General features: G+C 51.7%; 19 protein-coding genes. 15 read left to right on the forward strand and 4 right to left on the reverse strand.

Going from position 1 to position 22,678, the window contains the following annotated elements:
- Positions 1–332 precede the first annotated feature (332 nt).
- The 6 genes from MKQ68_RS03660 to MKQ68_RS03685 are packed head-to-tail and all read left to right on the forward strand — an operon-like array spanning position 333 to position 11,276.
- Positions 333–3,899 (forward strand): SusC/RagA family TonB-linked outer membrane protein, encoded by a 3,567-nt coding sequence (locus MKQ68_RS03660; RefSeq protein WP_264282127.1) that lies wholly within the window; start codon positions 333–335, stop codon positions 3,897–3,899.
- A gap of 17 nt (positions 3,900–3,916) precedes the next feature.
- Complete coding sequence (locus MKQ68_RS03665; RefSeq protein WP_264282128.1) at positions 3,917–5,368, forward strand: RagB/SusD family nutrient uptake outer membrane protein; 1,452 nt, start codon at positions 3,917–3,919, stop codon at positions 5,366–5,368.
- A 26-nt stretch (positions 5,369–5,394) separates the two neighbouring features.
- A complete protein-coding gene (locus tag MKQ68_RS03670; RefSeq protein ID WP_264282129.1) occupies positions 5,395–6,321 on the forward strand; it encodes an ABC transporter ATP-binding protein in 927 nt (308 codons plus the stop codon).
- Positions 6,322–6,331: 10 nt separating this feature from the next.
- The gene (locus MKQ68_RS03675) at positions 6,332–8,647 is read left to right on the forward strand and encodes a Gldg family protein (protein ID WP_264282130.1); all 2,316 of its coding nucleotides are present in this window, start codon (positions 6,332–6,334) and stop codon (positions 8,645–8,647) included.
- Positions 8,648–8,649: 2 nt separating this feature from the next.
- Entirely contained in the window at positions 8,650–9,990 is a 1,341-nt protein-coding gene (locus tag MKQ68_RS03680) for a MutS-related protein (protein ID WP_264282131.1), read from the forward strand.
- Entirely contained in the window at positions 9,987–11,276 is a 1,290-nt protein-coding gene (locus tag MKQ68_RS03685; RefSeq protein ID WP_264282132.1) for a MutS-related protein, read from the forward strand. The genes MKQ68_RS03680 and MKQ68_RS03685 overlap by 4 nt, the downstream gene beginning before the upstream one ends.
- Here the strand turns inward: MKQ68_RS03685 and MKQ68_RS03690 are convergent.
- Positions 11,239–11,721: a GNAT family N-acetyltransferase gene (locus MKQ68_RS03690; protein WP_264282133.1), complete on the reverse strand. Its 483-nt coding sequence runs from the start codon at positions 11,719–11,721 to the stop codon at positions 11,239–11,241. The two genes, MKQ68_RS03685 and MKQ68_RS03690, sit on opposite strands and share 38 nt — an antisense overlap.
- A 239-nt stretch (positions 11,722–11,960) precedes the next feature.
- Between MKQ68_RS03690 and MKQ68_RS03695 the strand changes: the two genes are divergently transcribed.
- From MKQ68_RS03695 to MKQ68_RS03710, 4 genes are all read left to right on the forward strand, one after another.
- The gene (locus MKQ68_RS03695; RefSeq protein WP_264282134.1) at positions 11,961–12,389 is read left to right on the forward strand and encodes an SRPBCC family protein; all 429 of its coding nucleotides are present in this window, start codon (positions 11,961–11,963) and stop codon (positions 12,387–12,389) included.
- Positions 12,390–12,470: 81 nt separating this feature from the next.
- Positions 12,471–13,190 (forward strand): hypothetical protein, encoded by a 720-nt coding sequence (locus MKQ68_RS03700; RefSeq protein WP_264282135.1) that lies wholly within the window; start codon positions 12,471–12,473, stop codon positions 13,188–13,190.
- Positions 13,187–13,972: a formylglycine-generating enzyme family protein gene (locus tag MKQ68_RS03705; RefSeq protein ID WP_264282136.1), complete on the forward strand. Its 786-nt coding sequence runs from the start codon at positions 13,187–13,189 to the stop codon at positions 13,970–13,972. The genes MKQ68_RS03700 and MKQ68_RS03705 overlap by 4 nt, the downstream gene beginning before the upstream one ends.
- 82 nt (positions 13,973–14,054) lie before the next feature.
- Complete coding sequence (locus tag MKQ68_RS03710) at positions 14,055–16,346, forward strand: family 78 glycoside hydrolase catalytic domain (protein WP_244841655.1); 2,292 nt, start codon at positions 14,055–14,057, stop codon at positions 16,344–16,346.
- Between the two features lie 5 nt (positions 16,347–16,351).
- Here the strand turns inward: MKQ68_RS03710 and MKQ68_RS03715 are convergent, their stop codons facing one another.
- Positions 16,352–16,759, reverse strand: coding sequence for a RidA family protein (locus MKQ68_RS03715; protein WP_264282137.1), 408 nt, complete (start codon positions 16,757–16,759; stop codon positions 16,352–16,354).
- Positions 16,760–16,858: 99 nt separating this feature from the next.
- On the opposite strand from MKQ68_RS03715, the gene MKQ68_RS03720 reads away from it, so the two are divergent.
- Positions 16,859–17,452, forward strand: coding sequence for a hypothetical protein (locus MKQ68_RS03720; RefSeq protein WP_264282138.1), 594 nt, complete (start codon positions 16,859–16,861; stop codon positions 17,450–17,452).
- Positions 17,453–17,552: 100 nt separating this feature from the next.
- Here the strand turns inward: MKQ68_RS03720 and MKQ68_RS03725 are convergent, their stop codons facing one another.
- Together MKQ68_RS03725 and MKQ68_RS03730 are read right to left on the reverse strand one after the other, a co-directional pair.
- The gene (locus tag MKQ68_RS03725; protein WP_264282139.1) at positions 17,553–18,515 is read right to left on the reverse strand and encodes a 3-keto-disaccharide hydrolase; all 963 of its coding nucleotides are present in this window, start codon (positions 18,513–18,515) and stop codon (positions 17,553–17,555) included.
- A 146-nt stretch (positions 18,516–18,661) separates the two neighbouring features.
- Positions 18,662–19,516 carry an RHS repeat domain-containing protein gene (locus MKQ68_RS03730; RefSeq protein ID WP_264282140.1) on the reverse strand — a complete coding sequence of 285 codons (855 nt, stop codon included), beginning with the start codon at positions 19,514–19,516 and terminating at the stop codon, positions 18,662–18,664.
- A 135-nt stretch (positions 19,517–19,651) separates the two neighbouring features.
- Between MKQ68_RS03730 and MKQ68_RS03735 the strand changes: the two genes are divergently transcribed.
- Genes MKQ68_RS03735 through MKQ68_RS03750 form a run of 4 tightly spaced genes read left to right on the forward strand, consistent with a single transcriptional unit; the run spans position 19,652 to position 22,643 of the window.
- Complete coding sequence (locus tag MKQ68_RS03735) at positions 19,652–20,665, forward strand: DUF3667 domain-containing protein (RefSeq protein WP_264282141.1); 1,014 nt, start codon at positions 19,652–19,654, stop codon at positions 20,663–20,665.
- Positions 20,666–20,674: 9 nt separating this feature from the next.
- Positions 20,675–21,454 carry an enoyl-CoA hydratase-related protein gene (locus MKQ68_RS03740; protein WP_264282142.1) on the forward strand — a complete coding sequence of 260 codons (780 nt, stop codon included), beginning with the start codon at positions 20,675–20,677 and terminating at the stop codon, positions 21,452–21,454.
- Between the two features lie 24 nt (positions 21,455–21,478).
- Entirely contained in the window at positions 21,479–22,111 is a 633-nt protein-coding gene (gene can / locus MKQ68_RS03745) for a carbonate dehydratase (RefSeq protein ID WP_264282143.1), read from the forward strand.
- Positions 22,112–22,121: 10 nt separating this feature from the next.
- On the forward strand, positions 22,122–22,643 hold the full coding sequence (locus MKQ68_RS03750; protein WP_244841642.1) for an Ivy family c-type lysozyme inhibitor: 522 nt from the start codon (positions 22,122–22,124) through the stop codon (positions 22,641–22,643).
- The last annotated feature ends 35 nt before the right edge of the window (positions 22,644–22,678 follow it).

The raw sequence follows: 22,678 nt of genomic DNA on the forward strand, positions 1-22,678 counted from the left end.
CTGTCCCGGTTCCGTTTTGTTTTTAAACAGGTGTCTTAAAAAAGCCTATTGTCAAACTTAAACAGCGTAAAAGTATGAAAAAATCAGTGGATTCCGTCCCGCCGGGACTTTAGCGAAGAACGAGTAATCAACCAGAATTAAACAGCCGCATACACTATTGATCCGGGGGCAAAGATTGGCGTCCTGCCCTGGCTATAGCCGATGCTGCGCTGCAAGGTGTCTTAACCGCATTGTTCACTTAAATTATCGGAATGCAAATGAAGGATCATTGCATCACGCTCCGCCGTGTGTCCAAAGGAAGGGCAGGAGCATCAACCAAAATTGAAAGAGCTATGAAATTAGTATCCATCATGCTGATGGCTTTTGCTTTACAGCTTAGCGCCAGGTCGATGGCTCAAACGATCAATTACTCCGGTAAAAATGTTGCCGTACAACAGGTGTTTGCTGCTATCAAAGCACAAACGAGTTACAAGTTTTTTTATCGTAACGAAGACCTCACCGGCTTAAACCATGTCACGCTCGAATTGAAGCAGGCATCGCTCGAAGAAGCGTTGCGAAAGGTATTGAACAACCAGCCGCTCGACTATTCCATAGAAGGTAACACCATCTTCATCACCCGTCGCCCCGAGCAAGTGACAGTCGGCATTCCCTACAGCGGTGTGCAGGAGATGAGGGGAGACGTGAAAGGAGTGATCACCGATATTCATAACAACCGCCTGAGCGGCATTACCGTTGTGGCGAAGGAAGGTAAACAAATGACCGTATCCGGCGAGCATGGTCAGTTTTTGCTCCGCAATGTAAAACAGGGCGACTCGATCATTTTCAGCAGCATCAACTACGAAAGGATGGCTATTCCCGCCACGTTCCAGGAACATATGGTGGTACTGAACTACAAAGTAACAGCGCTTTCGGGAGTGAAAATCGTATACAGTACGGGTTACCAGGAAGTGTCGCGCGAGCGGGCCACGGGCGCTTTTGCCCAGGCAGATATGAAAGTATTTCAGCAACGCGCCACCACGAACGATATCCTGTCGCGACTCGACGGGCAAATTGCCGGTCTCACGGTAATGCCTAATACTTTCAACCAGGACGTATTAAATCCCGGTGTACAAACCAATAAAGTGGTGATACGCGGTCTCGGCTCTGTTAACTCAACCAATGACCCGATATACGTGGTGAACGGCGTGATCGTTACCGACTTTAGCACGGTGAATCCGCAGGATATAGAAGATATTACAGTATTGAAAGATGCGGCCGCTGCGGCCATCTATGGTGCCAGGGCCAGTAACGGGGTGATCGTGGTACGTACCCGCGACGGTCAGAAAAAGCAACGCCTGCAGGTGAACTATGCGGGCAACTATACGTTCAGCGGCAAGCCGCACCTGGACTATGTACCGTACATGAACAGCCGGCAGTTTATCGAAACTTCGCGTGAAATCTTCGCACCGGACGTTTATCCCGCCGAAACGTTTGCCTATTCCAACATGCTGCCCCATACAAGGGTGATGTACGACGAATACCTTGGCCTCATTTCTTCCGCCACCGCCGATCACCTGCTGGATAGTATGGCGAATATCAGCAACCGCGGGCAGATACGTGACATGTTGTACCGCAATGCGATGCTGACTAACCACACGGTTTCCGCTTCGGGTGGCACGGATAACTATTCTTTTTATGCCTCTCTCGGTTATACTGGTGTACAGTCACCCACGCCCGGTGAGCGCGATAACAGTTATAAGTTTAACGTGTCGCAGCAGTTCAATGTTGGTAAACGCGTCACTATAGGCTTAAACACAACGCTGATCAACAGGAATACCAGCAAAAGAGGCGGCCTCTCAGCCTCCTATAGTTTCCTGCCTTACCAGTTGTTCAAGGATGGCGCAGGCAACGACCTTAACTTCGCTTCGCTGATGCAGTGGAACGATTCGCTGCGCAACGACTACCAGTCGAGAAGCCGTGTTAACCTCGATTATTACCCGTTAATTGACCAGCAATATAACGAGTCGAAAAGCAACGCCCTGTCTATGAACCTTACCGCGAACGTAACGGCAAATATCTGGCGGGGATTGAGCTACCAGGGTGTTTTCGGATATATTAAGAATCCCGGCACACAGGAAACATATACCGACAACCGCTCCTACATGCAGCGCATGCAACAGCTGAATTTTACCATTGCGCCCACTGAAAACGATGTTCCACAGTATCTGCTGCCTGCCACCGGCGGTATGTACAGCACCACCAGCTTTGAGCAAAGAAACTGGACGGTGCGCAATCAGCTGGTATATGATACGCGTGTTCGCCAGGGCAGAGATGCCTTGTCGCTGCAGGCTGGGCAGGAGGTATTAGAGAACTTCAGTTCCTCCACACAAACGACCTTACTTGGTTATGACAGGCAGCTGGGTTCTTATCCGCTGATAGACTATGCCACCTTAAGTCAGCCCAACTTCGGAACGGTGACCGGCTTTGCGTCATTGGGCGTACGGCCCTTTGATATCACTACGGTTTTATCCCGCTTCCGTTCTTACTTCGCGCTGGGTAACTATACGTTCGATGATCGTTACAGCCTGGACCTTAGCTGGAGGCGCGATCAGAGTAACCTGTTCGGTGCCGATATTGCCGCGCAAAACAAACCAGCATACAGCATAGGTGGTAAGTGGCAGATCAACAAGGAGCAGTTTATGCAGCGCATAAGCTGGGTAAATGAACTCGGCCTGCGGTTGAGCTATGGCGTTACGGGTAACTCACCGGCCGCTATTGCCGGCAATGGCACTTCGATGGATATCTTAAACGCCATGCCGCAATCGCAATCGGGCAGTATTGCCGGCGATGCCTTAACGGTAGAAACAATTGCCAACCCCAAACTTACCTGGGAAGCGACCCGCACCATCAACGCCGGTTTAAACTTCCGGATACTTCAGGGCAGATTGCATGGCGTGTTCAACTATTATCAACGTAAAACAGAAGGCCTGCTCGCAACCCTGCGCTTAAATCCTTTCTCCGGCTTTGCCGTAACGATGGGTAACCTGGGTGATATGGAGAATAAAGGTATCGACTTAGAACTGCACGCTCAGAACATCATTGCCGGCGACTTCCGCTGGTCTACCGATTTGATTATCGGCCATAACCGGAATAAGTTATTATCGCTGGGCGTTCCCTCCGCATCTTCTTACTCCAATACGCCGATGGGCAGGTTGTTCTCCAACCACATCGTCGGTTATTCCGCCCAAACCCTGTTCTCTTACCGTTATGCAGGGCTCGACAATATGGGCGATCCGCTGATTTACCTGGCAGACAAATCCACTACAAAGGCACCTAATATCGCTACGGTGAAGGATATGGTGTACAGTGGCACGACGCAGCCCGTGGTAAATGGCGGCTTCCGCAATACGTTCGACTACAAAGGCTGGAGCCTGGGCGTGAACATGGTATACAGCTTCGGGCATGTGATGCGGGCAGACGTAAACAACAGTTATTCAGGCCAGCTGGCGCAGACGGGGATGTATGGCGGCATCAGTGGTAACAACCTTTCTACCTACTTCCTCAACCGCTGGAAACAGCCGGGTGACGAGGCAAAGACCGACATTCCTTCTTATGTAGCAGACATGTACACCGATGCTACACGTCGCCACACGAACTATTATGTATATGCTGACAGAAATGTGCTCGATGCTTCTTATGTCAAAGTGCGGGACATCACCTTGTCTTATGACCTGCAGCCCGCGGCCCTGCGGCTGCTGCACGTTAAACAGGTGAACGTGTTTGTACAGGCCGGCAACTTCATGGTATGGAAGGCCAATGACCGCGATATTGATCCGGAGTTTATCAGTCCGCGCGGCGGAGGCAGGGTTACACCTGCGGCCCGGCATACCTACACCGCTGGCTTAAATGTTACACTCTAACCTTTAAAAAAGAGTTTATGAAGATGAAAAGAATTTATCCGCTGATATATATCGTTTGTTTGCTGCTCACTGCTTGCGGCGACAGCTTCCTCGACGTGATACCGCAGGGCAAAAGGATCGCCACCAATGTGGAAGATTATGACCTGCTGATGAACGAAATGGGTCTGTTCCGCGATAATGAGTATGCTCCGGGAGGATGGTCGGAAGCCATGATCATGGGCGATGATGCCGCTGCTTCGGGCAGGTATTTGTCGACTACGCAGATATTTGCTACACGCCTGTTTAACTGGGAGGCGCTCGTATACCAGGACAATGATCAGCCACCGGTATTTCTGCAAACCGCAGTCACCAACCTGTATACGTTCAACAAAGTGATCGCAGAAGTGGGAGGGGCAGCTGGTGGTACCGCAACACAAAAAGCCGCCCTGCGCGGCGAAGCGCTGGCCAGCAGAGCATGGACGAACCTGCAGCTGATCAACTATTACGCAAAACCTTATGCTGCGGGCACGGCTGCCACCGACCCAGGTTTCCCGATCATCACCATACCCGATGCTACCATTCAGCGTTATGAAAGAGGCACGGTGCAGCAGATGTACGATCACATCATCAAAGACCTGGAAGAAGCGATTGCCGTACTGCCCGTTACGCCGCGCATCCGGACCCGCTTCTCCAAACCCGCGGCGGAGGGTTTACTGGGTAAAGTGTACGTGTTTATGGGGCGGTACGCCGATGCGTTACCACACCTGAATAATGCATTCACCAGCCTTTCCGGCAGCAGCGTGCAGTTGTTCGACTACCAGCTTTTAACCGGCGTCGCCGATCCGAACTTTGGTTTTGACGGGCCGGGCAACGATCCGAACAACTTTACAGAAGATATCGTATCCAAAATATTCACCACCTCACCGCAGTCGTTTTTCCAGCTGAATAATCGCCCGTTGTTGCTCGCACCTGCTGCCGCAGCTTTGTACGACAGCCGCGACCTGCGCCTCAAATTATATTCAACCGGCGATGTAGATGGCAGTACCAATGCCGGCGGCCTGTTACGCAAATACGGTGTGCGCTATAACCGGTACGGATTACAGTTGCCTGAGCTATACCTGCTTCGGGCAGAGTGCCTCGCGCGTGGTAATAATCTGCCAGGCGCTGTGGCCGACCTGGAGGAACTTCGCAAGCACAGGATGCCTGCCGCCGCAGTAGCCGTACCATCGAATGTGGCTGCGGACCGGGACGCGCTTATTCGTTTCGTGATCGATGAACGTACCAGGGAGTTCGCGCTCCAGGGATATCGGTGGTTCGATATGCGCCGCCTGTCAGTAGATCCACTGTTCGCCAGCCAGACCTTTACACATACTACCTATAACCAGGACGGCAGCACTACCACCGTTACCATGGACCAACCCAACCGCCTGGTGATGAGAATACCCAACAGTTTTATGCTTAGCAATCCAGCCATGCAGAACAATCCATAAACCGAAACAGACATAAAGCAAATACTATGACGAGCATTGTAAAGCTCGAGCACTTGTCGCATAAATATGCAAGTGCCTGGGCGATCCGTGACATTAATATGCTAATCGGGCAAACCGGTATCATGGGGCTTTTAGGCTCCAATGGTGCCGGAAAGTCTACCACCATGAACATTATGTGTGGAGCGTTAAAGCAAACCGAAGGCGAAGTTTTCATTAACGGCATCAATATGCGGCAGCAGCCCGAGCTGGCCAAACAGCAGATCGGCTTCCTGCCGCAGCAGGCCCCCCTGTACATGGACCTTACCGTGGCCGAGTACCTGCGTTACTGCGCCGAGCTGCGCGCGATTCCTTCTTCCGGCATCAAGGCGGCCTTAGGTGCTGCGATGGAACGTTGCGGCGTAGCACATTATGCCAACCGGCTTATCCGTAACCTGTCGGGCGGTTACCGCCAGCGGGTGGGTATTGCTCAAGCCATCATCCACGAACCTAAACTTGTCGTACTGGATGAGCCTACCAACGGCCTGGATCCCAACCAGATCACCGAAGTGCGTGGATTGATAAGGGAAATTGCCCGCGAGCGCGCGGTGATCTTCTCCTCCCATATCCTGTCGGAAGTGCAGGTGTTATGCGATGAAGTAACGATGATCGAAGGCGGACGGGTCGTATTTGCCGATTCGATGGATGCGTTTAACAACTACATCGCGCCCCACAGTATTCTGATGGAAATGGAAAACCCTCCGGCAGCCAATACACTGCTTACCATTCCGGGTATTACGAGCGTGGAGTTCTCTACCCCGCGTAAAGCGCGCATCTTCTTTAGCGGCGACCAGGAAATTGTGGAGGCACTGGTAGCGGCCAGCGTGCAACAAGGCTGGCGGCTGAGGGGTATTCAGCTCGAAAAGAATGCACTGGACGAAATATTTAAACAACTCTCGAAACAATCTGCACAATAATACAGTAACCATGAAGATGATATTTAAGATAGCCAGAATAGAAATCAAACAGCTGTTCTACTCGCCGATCGCATGGTTTCTGCTGATCGTATTTTTAGTGCAGTGCAGCATGGCCTACAGTGAAGTGCTGGACGGATATGCCCGCCGGCAGGAGTTGGGCGGCTCCGCCATGACATCCATGAAGCTGCTTACCTCCTGGATATTCGGGGTGCAGTACGGCATATTTTCGACCGTACTTAAAAACCTGTTCCTCTACATTCCGCTGCTCACCATGGGCCTCATCAGCCGCGAAACCTCCAGCGGTACCATCAAACTGCTGTACTCATCACCCATTACCGTTACACAGATCGTGATGGGTAAATATGTGTCGATGCTGGTGTACAGCTTTTTCATGTTGTGCATTATCGCCCTGATGATGATCGTTGGCTGTTTCAATATACAGTCGCCCGATATCCCCATGATGCTCACGGCGTTGCTGGGTATTTACCTGCTGCTGTGTACCTACGCAGCAATTGGCGTGTTCATGTCGAGCCTTACTACCTACCAGATACTGGCAGGCGTGGGTACCTTCGTGATGATCGGTATTCTCAGTTACATCGGTAATGTATGGCAGCGCTACGATTTTGTGCGGGATATTACTTATTTCCTTTCGCTGACCGGTCGTACAGAACACATGCTGCGCGGACTGATTACCACCAAAGACGTACTTTACTTCCTGGTGATCATCTATGTGTTCCTGTGCTTTACGATCCTGCGGATGAAAGCGGGCAGGGAATCGCGTACGTTTGCGGTAAAAGCAGGCTGGTACACAGGCGTACTCGTATCGGGATTACTACTCGGTTACATCAGTTCGCGCCCGGGCCTGATCGCCTATTTCGATGCTACCGATACCAAAACCGAGTCACTGTCGCCCAAGGTTAGGCAAATCGTCGAGGACCTGGGCAGCGATAAGCTGGAGGTAACCGTATACGCCAACCTGCTCGACAATTTCTATCAACTCGGTACACCTGAATTTCGTAACCGCTTGCTGGAGGTGTGGGAGCCGTACGTGAGGTATAAGCCAGACATTTCGTTTAAGTATGTAAGTTATTACGACAGTGCACAAAATGCAGGAATGATGATACTTGCACCGGGTGAGAAACAGCAGAACCTGCAGGAGCAGGCGGCAGCCCGTGCCAAGAGTTACGACTACACACTGGCCGACTATCAGTCGCCGGCGGAAATACGTAAAATGATCGACCTGCGGCCCGAGAATAACCGGTTTGTGATGCACCTGCAATACAAAGGCCGCAGCACCTTTCTGAGGGTGTTTGATGATATGAACCCGTTCCCGGGCGAACCGGAGTTTGCTGCCGCGTTTAAGCGCCTGCAACAGGCTAAGTTTCCGAAAATACTGTTTGTGACAGGCAACCTGGAACGTAATCCGTTCAAAAGCGGTGATCGTGAGTACAAACGACTGGCGAATGAAAAAGCATTCCGGTTTGCATTTGTAAACCAGGGTTTTGATGTGGATACGATTTCGCTCGACCGCGACGAGGTGCCGGATGATGCAGCTGTACTCGTACTGGCAGATCCGCGCCAGCAACTGAGTGCCGCCGCCAGTGCAAAACTGAATGACTATATCCGCAAGGGTGGCAGCTTACTCGTAACCGGTGAACCCGGTAAGCAGGACGTGGTAAATCCATTACTGCGCCCGCTCGGTGTACAGCTGATGGAAGGTGTGATCGCCCAGCCGGGTTTCCAGGAAACACCGGATATGGTATACGCGCCACTGACGGCTAATGTTGGCTTGCTGACGAAAGAGCTCATCTCTAAATACCGCTACAAATGTAACGTGGTAATGCCCGGCGTTACCGGCCTTCAGTTCACGACCGATAGCGGCTTTTCCATCAAACCCCTGCTCACGAACGACCCGGAAATCAGCTGGTTGAAGAAGGGTGAACTGGTACTTGATTCTGCCGCTATTCAGTTCAATGAGGCAGCGGGTGACGAGCGCCGCATGTTCCCCCTGATGCTTGCCATGACGCGTAAAGTGAACGGGAAGGAACAAAGGATCATTGTGTCCGGCGATGCGGATTTCCTGAGCAATCGCATGTCGGGCATGTTTCAGCCACAAACGATCAACTTCCAGTTTGACACGGAAATATTCAGCTGGCTGAGTGGCGGCGAGTACCCGATCGATGCTGCCAGGGAGGAGAGTAAGGACAGGCGGCTGAACATATCTTCCGACCAGGTGAAAATCCTGAGAGTAGCGTTGGTATGGATCGCGCCAGCCATATTGGCGATCATCGGATCCATTTTGTTATTACGGCGTAAAAGAAAATAGGCATGTTGTTTACAACCGATCAGCAAACACTGGACGATCTCGGGATATTCGGAAGAAAGAATGGTGACTCCGTGTTTAATCAGTACAATCGTGCACAAACACGTGGTGGGGCGTCGGAGCTGGAACAAATGTTCCGGCATCCGCTGTCGGACCAGGCAGCGATAGCCCGTCGCAGCGATATCATTCGCTATTTCGCGGATGCTGCACTGGCGTTCCCTTTCGTAGCCACGCAGCTGGATGCTGCGGCGAACTACCTGGCCAACAATGATGAACGCAGCCGGTTAGATGGCGGCCGGTCGCTGAGTCAAAAGATTGGCCGGCTCGTGGCAGCCAGCGGTGATGCAGAACAGGTGTACAGTGGGGTACAGGCAGTAGTGTCTATACTCGGTACTGCTCAAACTTTTTTGCAGGGAATGGTATTACCCGCATCGCATGCCTATGCCGGAGAGGCGGGCGAGATGAAAGGCGTGTTGGCTACGGATGCATTGGAGCCCTTTATCAATGCACGTAAACTCACGCATGAGCAGGCAGCAGAGGCAGATCATGTGTTCCGCTTCCAGTGCCGCTGGCAAATTGCCGCCTTGTTAACCGCGATCAGCCGGTTGGATGTATACATATCCATCGCCGGCGTGGCCCGTGAGCGACGCCTGACGTTTGCCACACCTTTGCCTCCCGGCGCGCCACAAGTGAACATCAGGGGGGTATATCATCCCTCGGTAAAAAACGCGGTAGCAAACGATATTACTATTGCAGCGGATGGCAATGTGCTGTTCCTGACAGGCGCTAACATGGCGGGTAAATCCACCTTTATGAAAACGCTCAGCATCGCATTGTTCGTAGCACATACGGGCTTTCCTGTTGCGGCGGAAGCCATGTCGTTCACGGTGCTGGATGGTATGTACACTACCATCAACCTGCCCGATAACCTCGGACAGGGAGCAAGTCATTTTTATGCGGAAGTGATGCGCGTAAAGAAGATGGCACTTGAGCTGGCTACGGGCAAACGTTTGTTTATTCTTTTTGATGAACTGTTCCGCGGCACGAATGTGAAGGATGCGTATGAGGCCACCATTGCTATCGTGAAGGGCTTTGCCGGAAAGCGGGAGAGTATCTTCCTCATATCCACGCATATCGTGGAAGCAGGGCCTGTGCTGGAGCAACAGTGCCATAACATCCGGTTCATCTACCTGCCTACGCAAATGCAGGGGAATCGGCCGGTATACCCGTACAAGCTGGAGAAAGGCATTACCAGCGATCGCCACGGGATGGTTATTATTCACAACGAAGGCATCCTGGACATGCTCACATCCGGGTTGGCCGTGCAGCAACGTAATCGGTTATGACTTTTTATACAGACAAGCAAACGCTCGAAGACCTGAACCTGTTAGGTAAGTTTAAGTCCAATTCTGTTTTCAACATCTTCAACAAGGTGAAAACCGCCGGCGGCGAACGGCTACTGGAAGGCTTCTTTCGCCAGCCACTTACAGATCCGGCTGCCATTAACGCCCGATGTGCTACGTTCAAACGTTACCAGCAAATGGTGATTCAGTTGCCGTTTACCCGCGCTGCTTTTGATCGCGCAGAGGCCTACCTGGATACGACAGTGCCGGCTAACTACCTGCTGGTAGCCGCATCTGTATGGAGAAAGAAAGCCCTGTCGGGCATTACCCGCGATCAACGTTACGAGGAGTTGTACAATGGTTTGCTGGCGACGGTAACGCTGCTCGCCCAACTGTCGGCCTTCTGTGCGCAGGTAAAGGAGGATGATGAAGATATTAAACTGATCAGCCGCCTGTTGTCGGACAACCGTTTACGTGACCTGAAGCAAGTCAGTACACTTACTGTCACCGATGTAATCCGGTTCGACCATCTGTTGCGCGGCAAGATGCGCCGGGAAATGTCTGTGCTGCTCGCTACCGTGCATAAAGTAGATGTTTATATCGCAGTGAGTGATGTGGCCCGGGAGCGGGCCTTTGGTTATGCCGAAGCGCGGCCGGTACAAGAGCATATTGCCGACATCAAAGGACTTCGTCACCCGGCGTTACGCGATGCGGTGGCGAATGATATGCACCTCGATGCGGGCAATAACCTGCTCTTCTTAACCGGGGCCAACATGGCAGGTAAGTCAACCTTCATGAAAGCGTATGGCATTGCCATTTACCTGGCACATATGGGCTTCCCCGTAGCGGCCGAACGGATGGTGTTTTCCGTTCGGGAGGGGCTGTATACATCGATCAACGTGCCGGATAACCTGCAGATGGGTTATAGTCACTTTTATGCGGAAGTGCAGCGTGTAAAAACGGTAGCGTCGGCGGTGAGCGGCGGTGCAAAACTCATCGTGATCTTCGATGAACTGTTTAAAGGAACGAACGTAAAAGATGCCTATGATGCCACGCTGGCCGTGGCTGCGGCATTCAGTGCGTACCGTTCCTGCCTGTACATCATATCCACCCATATCATCGAAGTAGGCGAAGCACTGCCGAAAGTAAATACGCGTTTCGCCTATCTGCCAACGGTGATGGAAGGCGCTGTACCGCGCTACACGTATCGTTTAGCGGAAGGCATCACCGCCGACAGGCACGGTATGATGATCATTGAGCAGGAGGGGCTGCTGGCGTTGCTGGGTTAGACCAGCGTCCTTCCATATCGTACCGGTCATAACCGGGTGCAAAGCCGTCGGGCGTGATCTTTACGGTATGGAAGCCCATCTTCTCGTAAAACGCCACGGTGTGTTGTGTGGTATTCATCTGGTGCAGGAAATCCGGGAACAGTTGGCGCATCAGGTCAATGCGGAAAAGGGTGAACAGCTTACCAAATCCTTTTTTGTGATAGTCCTGGTGCACCATTCCCCACGCGAGGCCGGCCACCGCCTGTTTGGCATCGTGGAAAACGCCGCCGCAGGCAACGATCTTACCCTCATGCTCCATCACAAAAAAGTTGTCATCGCCGTGCTGGTCGAGCCAGTTAGTGAATAATAACACCTCTTCTTCGGTGAAATACTTCGGCCGGTTACTATGAAATGCAGTGAGGCAGTCTTCGCGGTGCGCGGGTGTGTAGGGTATGATGTTTGGCATGATACGTATGTATTTTGCTGCTACAAGTTAATCCATTTCTCCGTTGCAAATGTGCCTTTTGACCGGGCTAATACGTCAGTTCACCAGCTGTTATCCCCATTCCGGGACCACCGCCCGCAACGCACCCTTCATGAAACCGGACGTTTTTAGCCTGTCGCACCTGGCCCCAGCTTTTGTCGTTTTACCCACCTTTTTCCTAAATTGAGGCGGCGTATGTTTGCATCATAAAATACATCATCATGGAAAACAACACCCGCACCAAAGTAACGATAGAAAGCACTATTAATGCGCCTGTAGCCAAAGTATGGCAGTACTGGAACGAACCGGAACATATTAAGCAATGGGCGTTTGCCTCCCCGGAATGGCATGCACCGCAGGCTACGAACGATCTGCGCGAAGGCGGTACCTTCACCACCCGTATGGAAGCGAAAGACGGCAGCTTCGGTTTTGATTTTGGCGGGGAGTATACCAGCGTGGCAGAACATAAAGTGATCGCCTACAAAATGGCAGATGGCCGGGAAGTGAAGACGACCTTCGAACAACAGGGCGACAAAACACACGTCGTAGAAGTGTTCGATGCAGAGGATCAAAACCCGGTAGAGATGCAGCAGGCAGGCTGGCAGGCTATCCTCGATAATTTTAAAGCACACGTGGAAAGCGGTAAATAACAGCTTTGCGGCATGACGATACGGTGCATGCCGCGCATCTGTTCCCTAAAATCCATAATTTGCAGGGCAATTAAATGGATTATGAAAAGATACGCAGCCCTGTTTGCCTTATTGTTACCTATCGGCGTACTTGCCCAGGAGTATAAAGAACCCAGTGCGGCCAGTAAGGCCTACCACGAATACCGCCTTAAAAAGTCGGTGCCACCTTACGGCCTCGAAAAAGTAAATGGGCTGCTCGCCGCCGCCGGCGACAATGAAGGCGGAAAGGCTATTCCCGCAAAAGCTTACCTCGCACTCAGCCTCCGAGAGAAGTTCACTTACACCATGATCCATGCGGAATCGTATAGCCAGAACTGTGATATTGTACTGCCCGAAGAAGGCGAGGAAAAACACATTTACGGTTACCTGCAGGGCGATGTATTTAACGAAGCCGAATGGAGCGACCGCCAACGCGACTTCCTGCAGGGCAACCGCGATTCGGTGATGGCGCTCATTAAAGAATCGGCGAACCGCAGCAAACGCCTGGGCCGCAATTACAAACTCGCCTTGTTCGAAATTAACGCGGTGGAAATGATTCCGTTCCTGGTGGAGTTTTACCAGCGCGATCGTAAAGACCATGACATTCTCACAGTACTGCTTATGCTGATGCTGGAAGGCAAGTACCAGCCCTTTATGTCATCCTCTTCGTACGCAAAACTATACGGACCCAATAGCTCGTACAGCGCGTACCTGCAATACAACAAGGCAAACGAAGACCTGATCATTCAACGTGCGATGGACTATTACCGGTCAAAAAAATGATCCTGGCGCTGTACATATCGTGCATTCTGTCTGTTCCGGATACTTCTTTCGTGCGGGTACCCGCCGGTGAATATTGGGTAGGGCAGAAGGGGCATGCCGTTAATCCTGCCCGTAAGGTACGGTTAAGCACCTACGAGATTGGTGTCACGGAGGTAACGAACCGGCAGTTCGCCGCATTCATAAAGGCAACCGGCTACCAGACAGACGCCGAACGCCGCCACGATGCACTGGTGTTTGAGCCCGGCCTCAGGGAATTTCGCTGGAAGGAAGACAGTACGGCCACCTGGCGATATCCGAACGGCATCCGCAACGGTGGCATCGAACAGAAAATGGATCACCCCGTTACGACGATCAGTTACCGCGATATTCACGCTTATTGCGAATGGGCAGGCGTGCGCCTGCCATCGTTTGATGAGTGGGAGGTAGCTTCGCGCGCAGGTGCCCGCACTACATTCTTTTGGGGAGAGGACGCGAAACGTATCGGCACTTATGCTAACATCTGGCATGGCCGCGACCATTTGCAGTCCGACACCTCCGATGGCTTTATGTACACGGCTCCTGTAGGCTCATTTCCGCCCAATCCCTGGGGTTTATATGATGTGTATGGCAATGTGTTCGAATTTTGCGAAGGGCATCTGGGTAAGGCAGACGTTGCCCATGCGCGCGGCGGCTCCTGGTGGTGCAGTGCCCATGCCTGTAATTTCTTTAACTCGGTAGACATTGGCCGGGTAAGCGTGTATGCGTCGTTCAGTAACCTGGGTTGCCGGGTGGTAAAGAAGTGAAAAACCCCGCAATAAATATTATCTTGTAAGCCCGATAGCCCACGTGTGACTGATAGTATTTATGCTACTACCCAATTCCCTTATGAACAAGCGACTGATATTACTGATCTGTGTTCTGGCTGTATGCCTGCATGTTTCCGCGCAAAATACCGCAAAATGGATTGCCCCGGCTGATACGGCCATGAAGAACTATGGCGTTTACCATTTCCGTAAAACATTCAACCTTACTGCACGACCCACCGCTTTCCCCATTCTTATTTCGGCGGATAACCGCTACCAGTTATTCGTGAACGGCGTGTCCGTCAACTACGGCCCGCAGCGCTCGGACCCGCAGAACTGGCGGTACGATAGCCTGAACATCGCATCTCACCTGAAAAAGGGAGAAAACATACTGGCTGTTACGGTTTGGAACCAGGGCGTTTACGCCGCATGGGCACAGCTGTCCGTACAAACAGGCCTGTGGTTGAAGGGTGATGGTGTTAACTCAGATACGTCCTGGCAGGTGATGAACGATCACGCCTACACGGCTATTGCAGATGACAATCATATTGTAGGGCCGTTTGAGCAGTTAACGGCCGCGCAATACCCTTGGGGATGGCAGCAGGCCGGCTACAATGCCCGTCAATGGCAATCCGCCAAAGTAACCGGAGATAAACGCACGCTGTTTCCCCGCAACATTCCTCTGCCGGAAGTGAAGCCGCAGCGCTTCGCTAAAGTTCGCCGGGCAGATGGGCTGACTGTCACCGACGCGTTCCTCTCCGGTAAAAAGCCACTGCAGATCGCTGCGGGTAAAACGGCTACGATATTGCTCGACCAGGGTGTGCTCACCACCGCCTTCCCCGAGCTGGTGTTCAGCGGTGGCCGCGATAGTAAGATTACGATCACCTATGCAGAGTCGTTATACGACGATAAAACCAATCAAAAAGGCAACCGCAACGAGGTGACCGGCAAACATATCGCAGGCCAGTACGATGTATTTATCGCGGATGGCGGGAGTAAACGGTTATTTAGTCCGCTCTACTACCGTACGTTCCGTTATGTGGAACTGAAGATTGAAACGCTGGGTGAACCGCTTACGATACAAGATGTCCGCAGCAATTTTACGGCTTATCCATTCGTGCAGAAGGCGAGTTTCCGCTCCAGTGATCCTTCGCTCACGCAAATCTGGGACATTGGCTGGCGTACCAGCAGGCTGTGTGCTTATGAAACGTACATGGACTGCCCGTACTACGAGCAGCTGCAATACATCGGCGATACCCGCATACAGGCATTGATATCGATGTACGTATCCGGCGACGATCGCCTGATGAAAAACGCCATCCGTCAGTTCCGTGATTCGCGTATTGCGGATGGTCTTACGCAAAGCCGTTACCCTTCCAACATGCGGCAGATCATCCCTCCGTTTTCCTTATTCTGGATTGCCATGATAAATGACTACGCACAGCTGGGCAAGGATACCAGCTTTACGCTGTCGATGATCCCGTCGATCGAGCGTATACTTGGCTGGCACGAGAACCACGTGCGCAAAGACCAGCTGCTCGGTAAAATGCCTTACTGGAACTTTGTCGACTGGCCCGCAGAGTGGCCATGGAAGGGTGAAGAGGAAACGAGTGGCATCCCCGCCGGCACGCTCGAAGGTGGTTCTGCCATTCTCACGTTGCAGTACGTTTATGCGCTGCAACAGGCGGCTGCCATCTATCGCCAGACAGATAATGAACGAATAGGCGCTTCGCTGGATAAACGCGCAGATGTGATGAAGAAGGCGGTCTACGAACTTTGCTGGGACGCATCCCGCGGCATGCTGGCGGATTCGCCGGAAAAAAAGGAGTTCAGTCAGCACGTAAATGCCCTCGGTGTACTCACGGATGTCATTCCCGAAAAAGACCAGCGCGACTTGTTGCTGAAGGTGGAAAAGGATAGCACACTTATTCAATGCACAATCTATTATCGCTTCTACTTATCGCAGGCGTTCAAAAAAGCGGGATTGGGAGATGAGTACGTGCGCATGTTAAAACCCTGGAAAGGCATGATCGACCTGGGGCTTACGACTTTCGCCGAACGCCCGGAACCCACCCGTTCCGATTGTCATGCCTGGAGTGCCAGCCCGAACTATGATCTGCTGGCCACCGTTTGCGGCATTACACCGGCTTCAGCGGGCTTTAAATCGGTGTCGGTGGCGCCTCACCTCGGCAGCCTGGAATGGGTAGAGTGCACCATGCCACACTGGGCCGGTACCATTGAAGTGAAGTTGAAACGTACTGCGGGCAAGGGTGTGCAAGGAACGGTAACGCTGCCCGCCGGTATCAGCGGCACGTTTAAATGGAACGGGCAAACAGTTTCGCTGGCCGGCAAAAAGAACGAGATCAATCTGTAACAATACTACGGTACAATGGCCATTGCTTCCATCCCCATCAGGTAGTCGGGGTTGGACAGGCCGCATACAAACAGCATGGTTACTGCAGGCGGATTCGTTCGCTTGCCCCAGTATTGCTGAAAGGCTTCAAAGCCGGGACGTGGGTCCTGGCCCTTCAACACGTATACCGTCCATTTGATAACGTGCTGCCAGTCTGCACCCACGGAATACAGCGCCGACTGTATATTTTTCATGATCTGCTGCGCCTGCACAGCCATATCTCCTTTGCCTACTACTTCGCCATCGGCGTTATTGGCGTTGATTTCGCCGAGGTAAATAGTTTTGCCTGAACCTTCGACGGTTACAACATTGGTAAATGCAGGATTTTTTACCAGCTCGTCCGGATTTACGTGGGTGACTTTTGCAATACTCATAGGGTGTAAGGGACAAGCATTGTGCCATCGCCAGGGCCTTGTGGACTGATTTTTGTTACCTTTAGCTCATCAATATCCCCTTCAGTAACCGAGTACCATATGAGGACAGTTTTACCGGCCATGTTAGTAACCGTGCTATGTTCCTGCGAAAAAAGCACTAAGCTGCTTACAACTGAGGAACTTGTAGATAGCAAAATTGAGAATGTGATTCCCGCGCGTTACCTGGATACGCTGCGTAAGCTGGGTTTGCACGCTAATCGGGGCATTAATCCGCCCAATATCGAGGGGAATTATTTCATTCGCCCACATCTGCTCGATGCCGGAAATGTTCCCGGTGACGAACACGGGCGCCGTTTCGCCGATGCGCAGGCAATTTTTTCTACACAAAGCAACAAGGATTTTGCCGTCAACTTTACCGGCTCCAACTTCGTATCCCGGTACGATACCAGTTTGGCGACCGTCATTGCGGGGCAGGGTAACGATTTTACCGTGTATGGGAAAGTGAAAGCGGTAAACGGTGAGCACTATGCCATTTTCGGTGTTGTGATATCAGGAACAAGGTTGGGTAGCGATCTGCGCGATCTTCGTATCGGCATTATCAATATCGATGATAGTCACGGTGGGGGGCAGTTTATTAAAGAAGGCCAGGGGCGGGTAGGATATGATGCAGATGACGTAACGCATAAAGAATAAAAAAAAGGCTGTATTAAAAGTAGTTACGCCCGTTTTTATCCGGGTGAATGATGGAGCGTTTTCAGCGACCATCAAACTACTTTTGATACAGCCCCTTTACTTATTTAGCCGGAGTAATCGTGATATTCTTAAACTCTATCGGACCATGGTCGCCCTGGATATAGATCGGGCCTGGTTCCCCTTCGTTGCTGTCCAGCGCGCCGCCTGTAATACCGGGGATTTCCTGGTTGTTGATCACCGTTTTTCCGTTTACAACAATTGTTACCATACGGCCGATCAGGGTGATGTCGTAAGTCTGCCAAACGCCCGGGCCTTTCGCTGCAATTTCACTTGGTGCGAGGAAGCCATAAACACCGCTGAACAATACACTCGCCGGATGCGCGTCCGCAGGGCTGTCTTCGATCTGCACCTCATGACGTCCGCGAAGATATACACCACTGTTGCTGCCCTTCTCATAACGGAACTCCACATGCAGTTTGAAGTCGGTGAATTTTTGTTCTGATACCAGGTTTGAGCCGGAACGTGGGCTGGTAAGTATGCCGTTGCGTACTTCCCACTGATTGGTAGCGCCGCTGGGCTTCCAGCCGGTAAGGTCTTTGCCGTTGAACAGCGCAATCGCTTTACCCCATGATGGTGCCGCAGTGCGCTTCAGGTAAGGCGCTTTCACTCCGGTAAAACTTTCTTTTTTACCTGCGCGGGAAATGGTGCCGGCAATGCCGCCGCCGGTTAGTTCGCCTTCTATTACAAAATCTTCATCGCCACTTTCCCATTGTGGTGGAATCGTAAAGCTGAATTTACCATTGTCGAAATTTACTTTGGCTACCGGCCTTGCGCTGCCCGATGGGCCTACGAAGTAGCCTACCAGTGTGGTCCTGCCGGAGAGTTTTACTTCCAGCCAGGAAGGTGCTTTTTTGCCGTTCTGGTCTACGGTGATGTCCCAGCGGCCGATCAGGTCTTTCGCTTCCGTAGATTGCACGGTCGCAGCCGGGTGGCTGAATGCGGGGGTAATGGCCGCTGCCAGCAACAGGCAACTCATGCCGGTTGCGAAAATGTGTTTACGCATAACTATGTTTTCAAGATGATGGATAAGTACTTGCGGAAGACGTGGGTTCCGCTGGTGCGCGGCAAGATAGGTTTTATTTGCATTAGCCGCAATAAGCCTTACATGAGCGGATGAAAAGCAAAGGCCCCTTTGCAGGAGCCTTTCGGTTATTTATTAAACTCGTATTTGTATCGGATCATGCCCAGCAGTTCGTTGCCCTTGGCGTAGGCGTCTTCTTTGAGCGGCAGGCCTTTCGCATCGTAGCTGTACCTCCATACCGTGTAGTCCGAAGTGGTGGCGTTTACCGTGGTCATTTGCGCGAGGCGGCCCTGTGCGTCGTACTCGAAAATATAATCGGGCAACATGCGCTTTTTAGTGGGTTGATAGCGCATCACTTCCGTGAGGCGGCCCTGTGCATCGTAGTTGTAATAAATGCGCTGGGCGCGGATGTATTTGCCGGTCTCCAGCTCCTCTGTCACCCTGCCGGCGGTATCTGTTTTGAACAATACCAGGCTGGAGTCATTGCTGTTGTTCTTACGGCGCACCATCTGCACGGGGCGAAGCAGCGAATCATATTGATATGTGCGGGTTTCCGTCATCTTAAATTTCTCATCCCGCGCCTGCGAAACAGTTTGTATGCTCACGAGCGCATCGTTCACATAGCGGTACTGGGTGGTGTTGATACTGCTCTCTGTACTGTCAACGATCTTCGTCAGCTGTCCTTTCGGTCCGAAGGTGGAAGTCAGGATTGACAGTCCGGTAGCCCTGGACCGTGTCACGGAACGCATCTGGCGAAAGTTATTGCCGATGGAGCGGATGCAGATAAAATCATCGTCGCTCTGGAGGTTGGCGTCCAGGCTTTGAACGGTTTGGGCAGATACATTGGCTGTTTTAAGCGCCTGCATGTTGGCCACCGTTTTACTGGTATTGTGAATATCCTGGAGATAATACTGTGCGGACGCCCTGTTGCCTGTAATAACCGCTAATCCGAGCGCCAGCAGCGCAATGCCTGGTTTTTTCATGAGAATAACTGAAATAATGCCGATTTATGGCGACAAAAGTACTAACGTTCCGGCTAATTCAAAACGTATATCGGCTTTACAATTACCGAAAAATTAAAATATCTTTAATCCAGCCTAAACCCTCAGCCAAGATCTATGAGTGCGAATCATCTTCGTAAGGATAAAACCTGCCTCAACTGCGGTCGGGAAGTTCCGGAACGCTTTTGTACCCACTGCGGACAGGAAAACGTGGAGCCGCATGAAACCTTTGCCCACCTGGTGGGCCACTTTTTCCAGGACATTACCCATTACGACTCCAAAGCCTGGATCACCATCCGCGACCTGCTGTTTAAGCCGGGGCTGCTTACAAAGCTCTACCTGGCTGGTAAACGCCAAAGCTTCGTGAACCCCATCAGGATGTACGTATTTACGTCTTTTGTGTTTTTTCTCGTGCTGGCGTATGTAGGACCGCATCACGATCCTTACGAGGTGCATGCCCCCGGCGACGATATTGATACGCAGGCATATACCTCTTCGATTGACAGTATCGATGCACGGGCGCGGCGTGCGGACGAGCAGCCCGGGCTTAATGCGAGCGTAACGTTACTTTCAGATACCGCCTTTACGCATATCCTCCGCACGACGGTAGGGGAGCCGGAGCGGGCCGTAAGGCAATACGATTCGGTGCAGGCGACCATCCCCGCAGCGGAGCAGAGCAGGGGGACCGAACGTTTCTTCGCCCGCTCTTTCCTGTATATGCATGGTAAGTATGGAAGTAATGTAGGGCGCGCGCTGTTGGACAAGCTACAGCACAACGTTCCTAAAATGATGTTCGTCTTTCTGCCACTATTCGCGCTGCTGCTGCAAATGCTGTATCGCCGTAAAGGGCTGGTGTACGCGGATCACGCCATTTTTACCATTCATTTTCACACCTTCCTGTTCCTGCTGGGTATCGTGTCGTTCCTGCTGGATCACTGGCTGCATACGGAATGGTTCTCCTCTATTGCGTTTTTATTATCGGGTATTTACTTCGTAATCGCTTTAAAAAGAGTTTATGCGCAATCCACAAGAAAGTCGCTGCTGAAAGCGGCGATCGTGTTTATTACTTACTCCCTCAGCATCCTGTTGATCATAGTTGGCTATGTTATAAGTATATTAGCATTCGTTTAAAACACGCATATGCCCCCCGAATACGTAATCATACACCAGCAAGTTGCGCCCCACGTCGCGCACATCAGCCTTAACAGGCCCAAGGAATTAAATGCGCTCAACCTGCAACTGATGGGCGAATTGCGCGATGCACTCAAAGCGCTCGATGCGGACGATAACGTTCGCGTCATCGTTGTCAGTGGCAATGAGAAGGCTTTTGCAGCCGGCGCAGATATTAAGGAGATGGCGAACAAAACAGCTATCGACATGTTCATCACCGATCAATTCAGTACATGGGATGCGATCAAGAAGATCAGGAAACCGATCATTGCAGCCGTAAGCGGATTTGCACTGGGCGGCGGTTGCGAGCTCAGCATGCTTTGCGATATGATCGTCGCCAGCGAGACGGCGCGTTTCGGTCAGCCCGAAATAAAAATTGGCGTCATGCCCGGAGCTGGCGGAACCCAGCGTTTGACGCGGGCAGTAGGCAAAGCTCTCGCTATGGAAATGGTGCTCACCGGCCGTTTTATTACGGCGCAGGAAGCGATGAAAGCAGGACTGATTAACAAAGTCGTGCCGGTTGAGTTATATTTGCAGGAAGCTATCAAACTGGCATCGGAAATCGCCCTGTTAAGCCCGCTGGCTGTAAAAATGGCCAAAGAAGCGGTGCTGAAGTCTTTTGACACCACACTTGAAGAAGGTTTACATTTCGAACGAAAGAACTTTTACCTGCTGTTTGCCGCCGAAGATCAAAAGGAAGGTATGCAGGCTTTTATGGATAAACGGGCACCGGTGTTTAAGGGCAGATAGTGGATCAAACTAAAAACACTTCCCATGAACCCATTTGACGAATTACTCGCGAACAACAAAGTTTGGGCAAAAGAAAAGGTGGCGGCCGACCCCGACTTTTTCAAACGCCTCTCCGAACAACAGGCGCCAAAGTTCCTGTGGATCGGCTGTTCCGACAGTCGTGTACCCGCCAATGAGATTACCAATACCCAGCCGGGCGAAATATTCGTGCACCGCAATGTAGCGAACATGGTCGTGCACACCGATCTGAACCTGATCACCGTGATCGAATATGCCGTCAACATCCTGAAGGTGGAACACATCCTGGTGGTTGGCCACTACGGCTGTGGTGGCGTAAAAGCGGCACTCACCAACAAGAATTACGGCATCATCAACCGCTGGCTCAAACATATCAAAGACGTATACCGTTTTCACCGCGATGAGATCGACGCTATTCCTACCGAAGACGGGCGTACGGACAGGCTCGTAGAACTGAACGTGGTGGAGCAGGTGATGAACCTCGCGAAATCCAATACCATACAGGAGGCCTGGCATCGCCACCAGCGGCCGCATTTACACGGCTGGGTATATGGTTTAAAAGATGGGCTGATCAATCCTGTATTCCATATGGAGCCGGGCACGCACATCGATCCTATTTACGAGTACGATATGGATTAAACAGATGCTTATGAAGAAATGGCTGATCGTAACCGCATTGTTGCAGGGTACTTTTTTGATCGCCTGTAAAAACAACGGCAAGGAAAAAGCGCAGAAGCGTCGCCCCGATTCGGTCGTAATGGTGAATACCGATACGATGATCGAGGCTACCGATACAAACATCGTGGCGGTACAGTCGGCGTCCTGGGCCGCTTTTGAGGCGTTTGACGGCAAGTATGGGCATGATCTGGGCCTGTTTGGCCAGGAGCCACTGAAAGACCGTTTTAAGGCACTTTTAGGCGAGAATACGAAGGCGTTCCTGGAACGTCACAAGGTAACACCACCCATCCAGGTCGAAAATTTCCTGCTGTTCTCCGAAGGTTGTCGTCCGCACGATTGTACCGTGGAAGAATCGGCGCTGGTGATCGACATGAAAAAAGATATTATTTACGCGGGGCTGGCAGTTAACAAACAGGTAAAACTTTTCTCAGAAAGAGGGGATACGGCTTACCCGGACCGGTTACGGAAATGGAAAACGAAGTTCGCAGAATAAAAAAGCCGGGATTTATGGTGTCCCGGCTTTTCATT

Source organism: Chitinophaga horti (assembly GCF_022867795.2).
Taxonomy (GTDB): Bacteria; Bacteroidota; Bacteroidia; order Chitinophagales; family Chitinophagaceae; genus Chitinophaga; species Chitinophaga horti.

Bases quoted from the DNA above. Each gene is read 5' to 3' on its own strand.
- MKQ68_RS03660 (WP_264282127.1), top strand. From the start codon at position 333: ATGAAATTAGTATCCATCATGCTGATGGCTTTTGCTTTACAGCTTAGC.
- MKQ68_RS03665 (WP_264282128.1), top strand. From the start codon at position 3,917: ATGAAGATGAAAAGAATTTATCCGCTGATATATATCGTTTGTTTGCTG.
- MKQ68_RS03670 (WP_264282129.1), top strand. From the start codon at position 5,395: ATGACGAGCATTGTAAAGCTCGAGCACTTGTCGCATAAATATGCAAGT.
- MKQ68_RS03675 (WP_264282130.1), top strand. From the start codon at position 6,332: ATGAAGATGATATTTAAGATAGCCAGAATAGAAATCAAACAGCTGTTC.
- MKQ68_RS03680 (WP_264282131.1), top strand. From the start codon at position 8,650: ATGTTGTTTACAACCGATCAGCAAACACTGGACGATCTCGGGATATTC.
- MKQ68_RS03685 (WP_264282132.1), top strand. From the start codon at position 9,987: ATGACTTTTTATACAGACAAGCAAACGCTCGAAGACCTGAACCTGTTA.
- MKQ68_RS03690 (WP_264282133.1), bottom strand. From the start codon at position 11,721: ATGCCAAACATCATACCCTACACACCCGCGCACCGCGAAGACTGCCTC.
- MKQ68_RS03695 (WP_264282134.1), top strand. From the start codon at position 11,961: ATGGAAAACAACACCCGCACCAAAGTAACGATAGAAAGCACTATTAAT.
- MKQ68_RS03700 (WP_264282135.1), top strand. From the start codon at position 12,471: ATGAAAAGATACGCAGCCCTGTTTGCCTTATTGTTACCTATCGGCGTA.
- MKQ68_RS03705 (WP_264282136.1), top strand. From the start codon at position 13,187: ATGATCCTGGCGCTGTACATATCGTGCATTCTGTCTGTTCCGGATACT.
- MKQ68_RS03710 (WP_244841655.1), top strand. From the start codon at position 14,055: ATGAACAAGCGACTGATATTACTGATCTGTGTTCTGGCTGTATGCCTG.
- MKQ68_RS03715 (WP_264282137.1), bottom strand. From the start codon at position 16,759: ATGAGTATTGCAAAAGTCACCCACGTAAATCCGGACGAGCTGGTAAAA.
- MKQ68_RS03720 (WP_264282138.1), top strand. From the start codon at position 16,859: ATGAGGACAGTTTTACCGGCCATGTTAGTAACCGTGCTATGTTCCTGC.
- MKQ68_RS03725 (WP_264282139.1), bottom strand. From the start codon at position 18,515: ATGCGTAAACACATTTTCGCAACCGGCATGAGTTGCCTGTTGCTGGCA.
- MKQ68_RS03730 (WP_264282140.1), bottom strand. From the start codon at position 19,516: ATGAAAAAACCAGGCATTGCGCTGCTGGCGCTCGGATTAGCGGTTATT.
- MKQ68_RS03735 (WP_264282141.1), top strand. From the start codon at position 19,652: ATGAGTGCGAATCATCTTCGTAAGGATAAAACCTGCCTCAACTGCGGT.
- MKQ68_RS03740 (WP_264282142.1), top strand. From the start codon at position 20,675: ATGCCCCCCGAATACGTAATCATACACCAGCAAGTTGCGCCCCACGTC.
- can (WP_264282143.1), top strand. From the start codon at position 21,479: ATGAACCCATTTGACGAATTACTCGCGAACAACAAAGTTTGGGCAAAA.
- MKQ68_RS03750 (WP_244841642.1), top strand. From the start codon at position 22,122: ATGAAGAAATGGCTGATCGTAACCGCATTGTTGCAGGGTACTTTTTTG.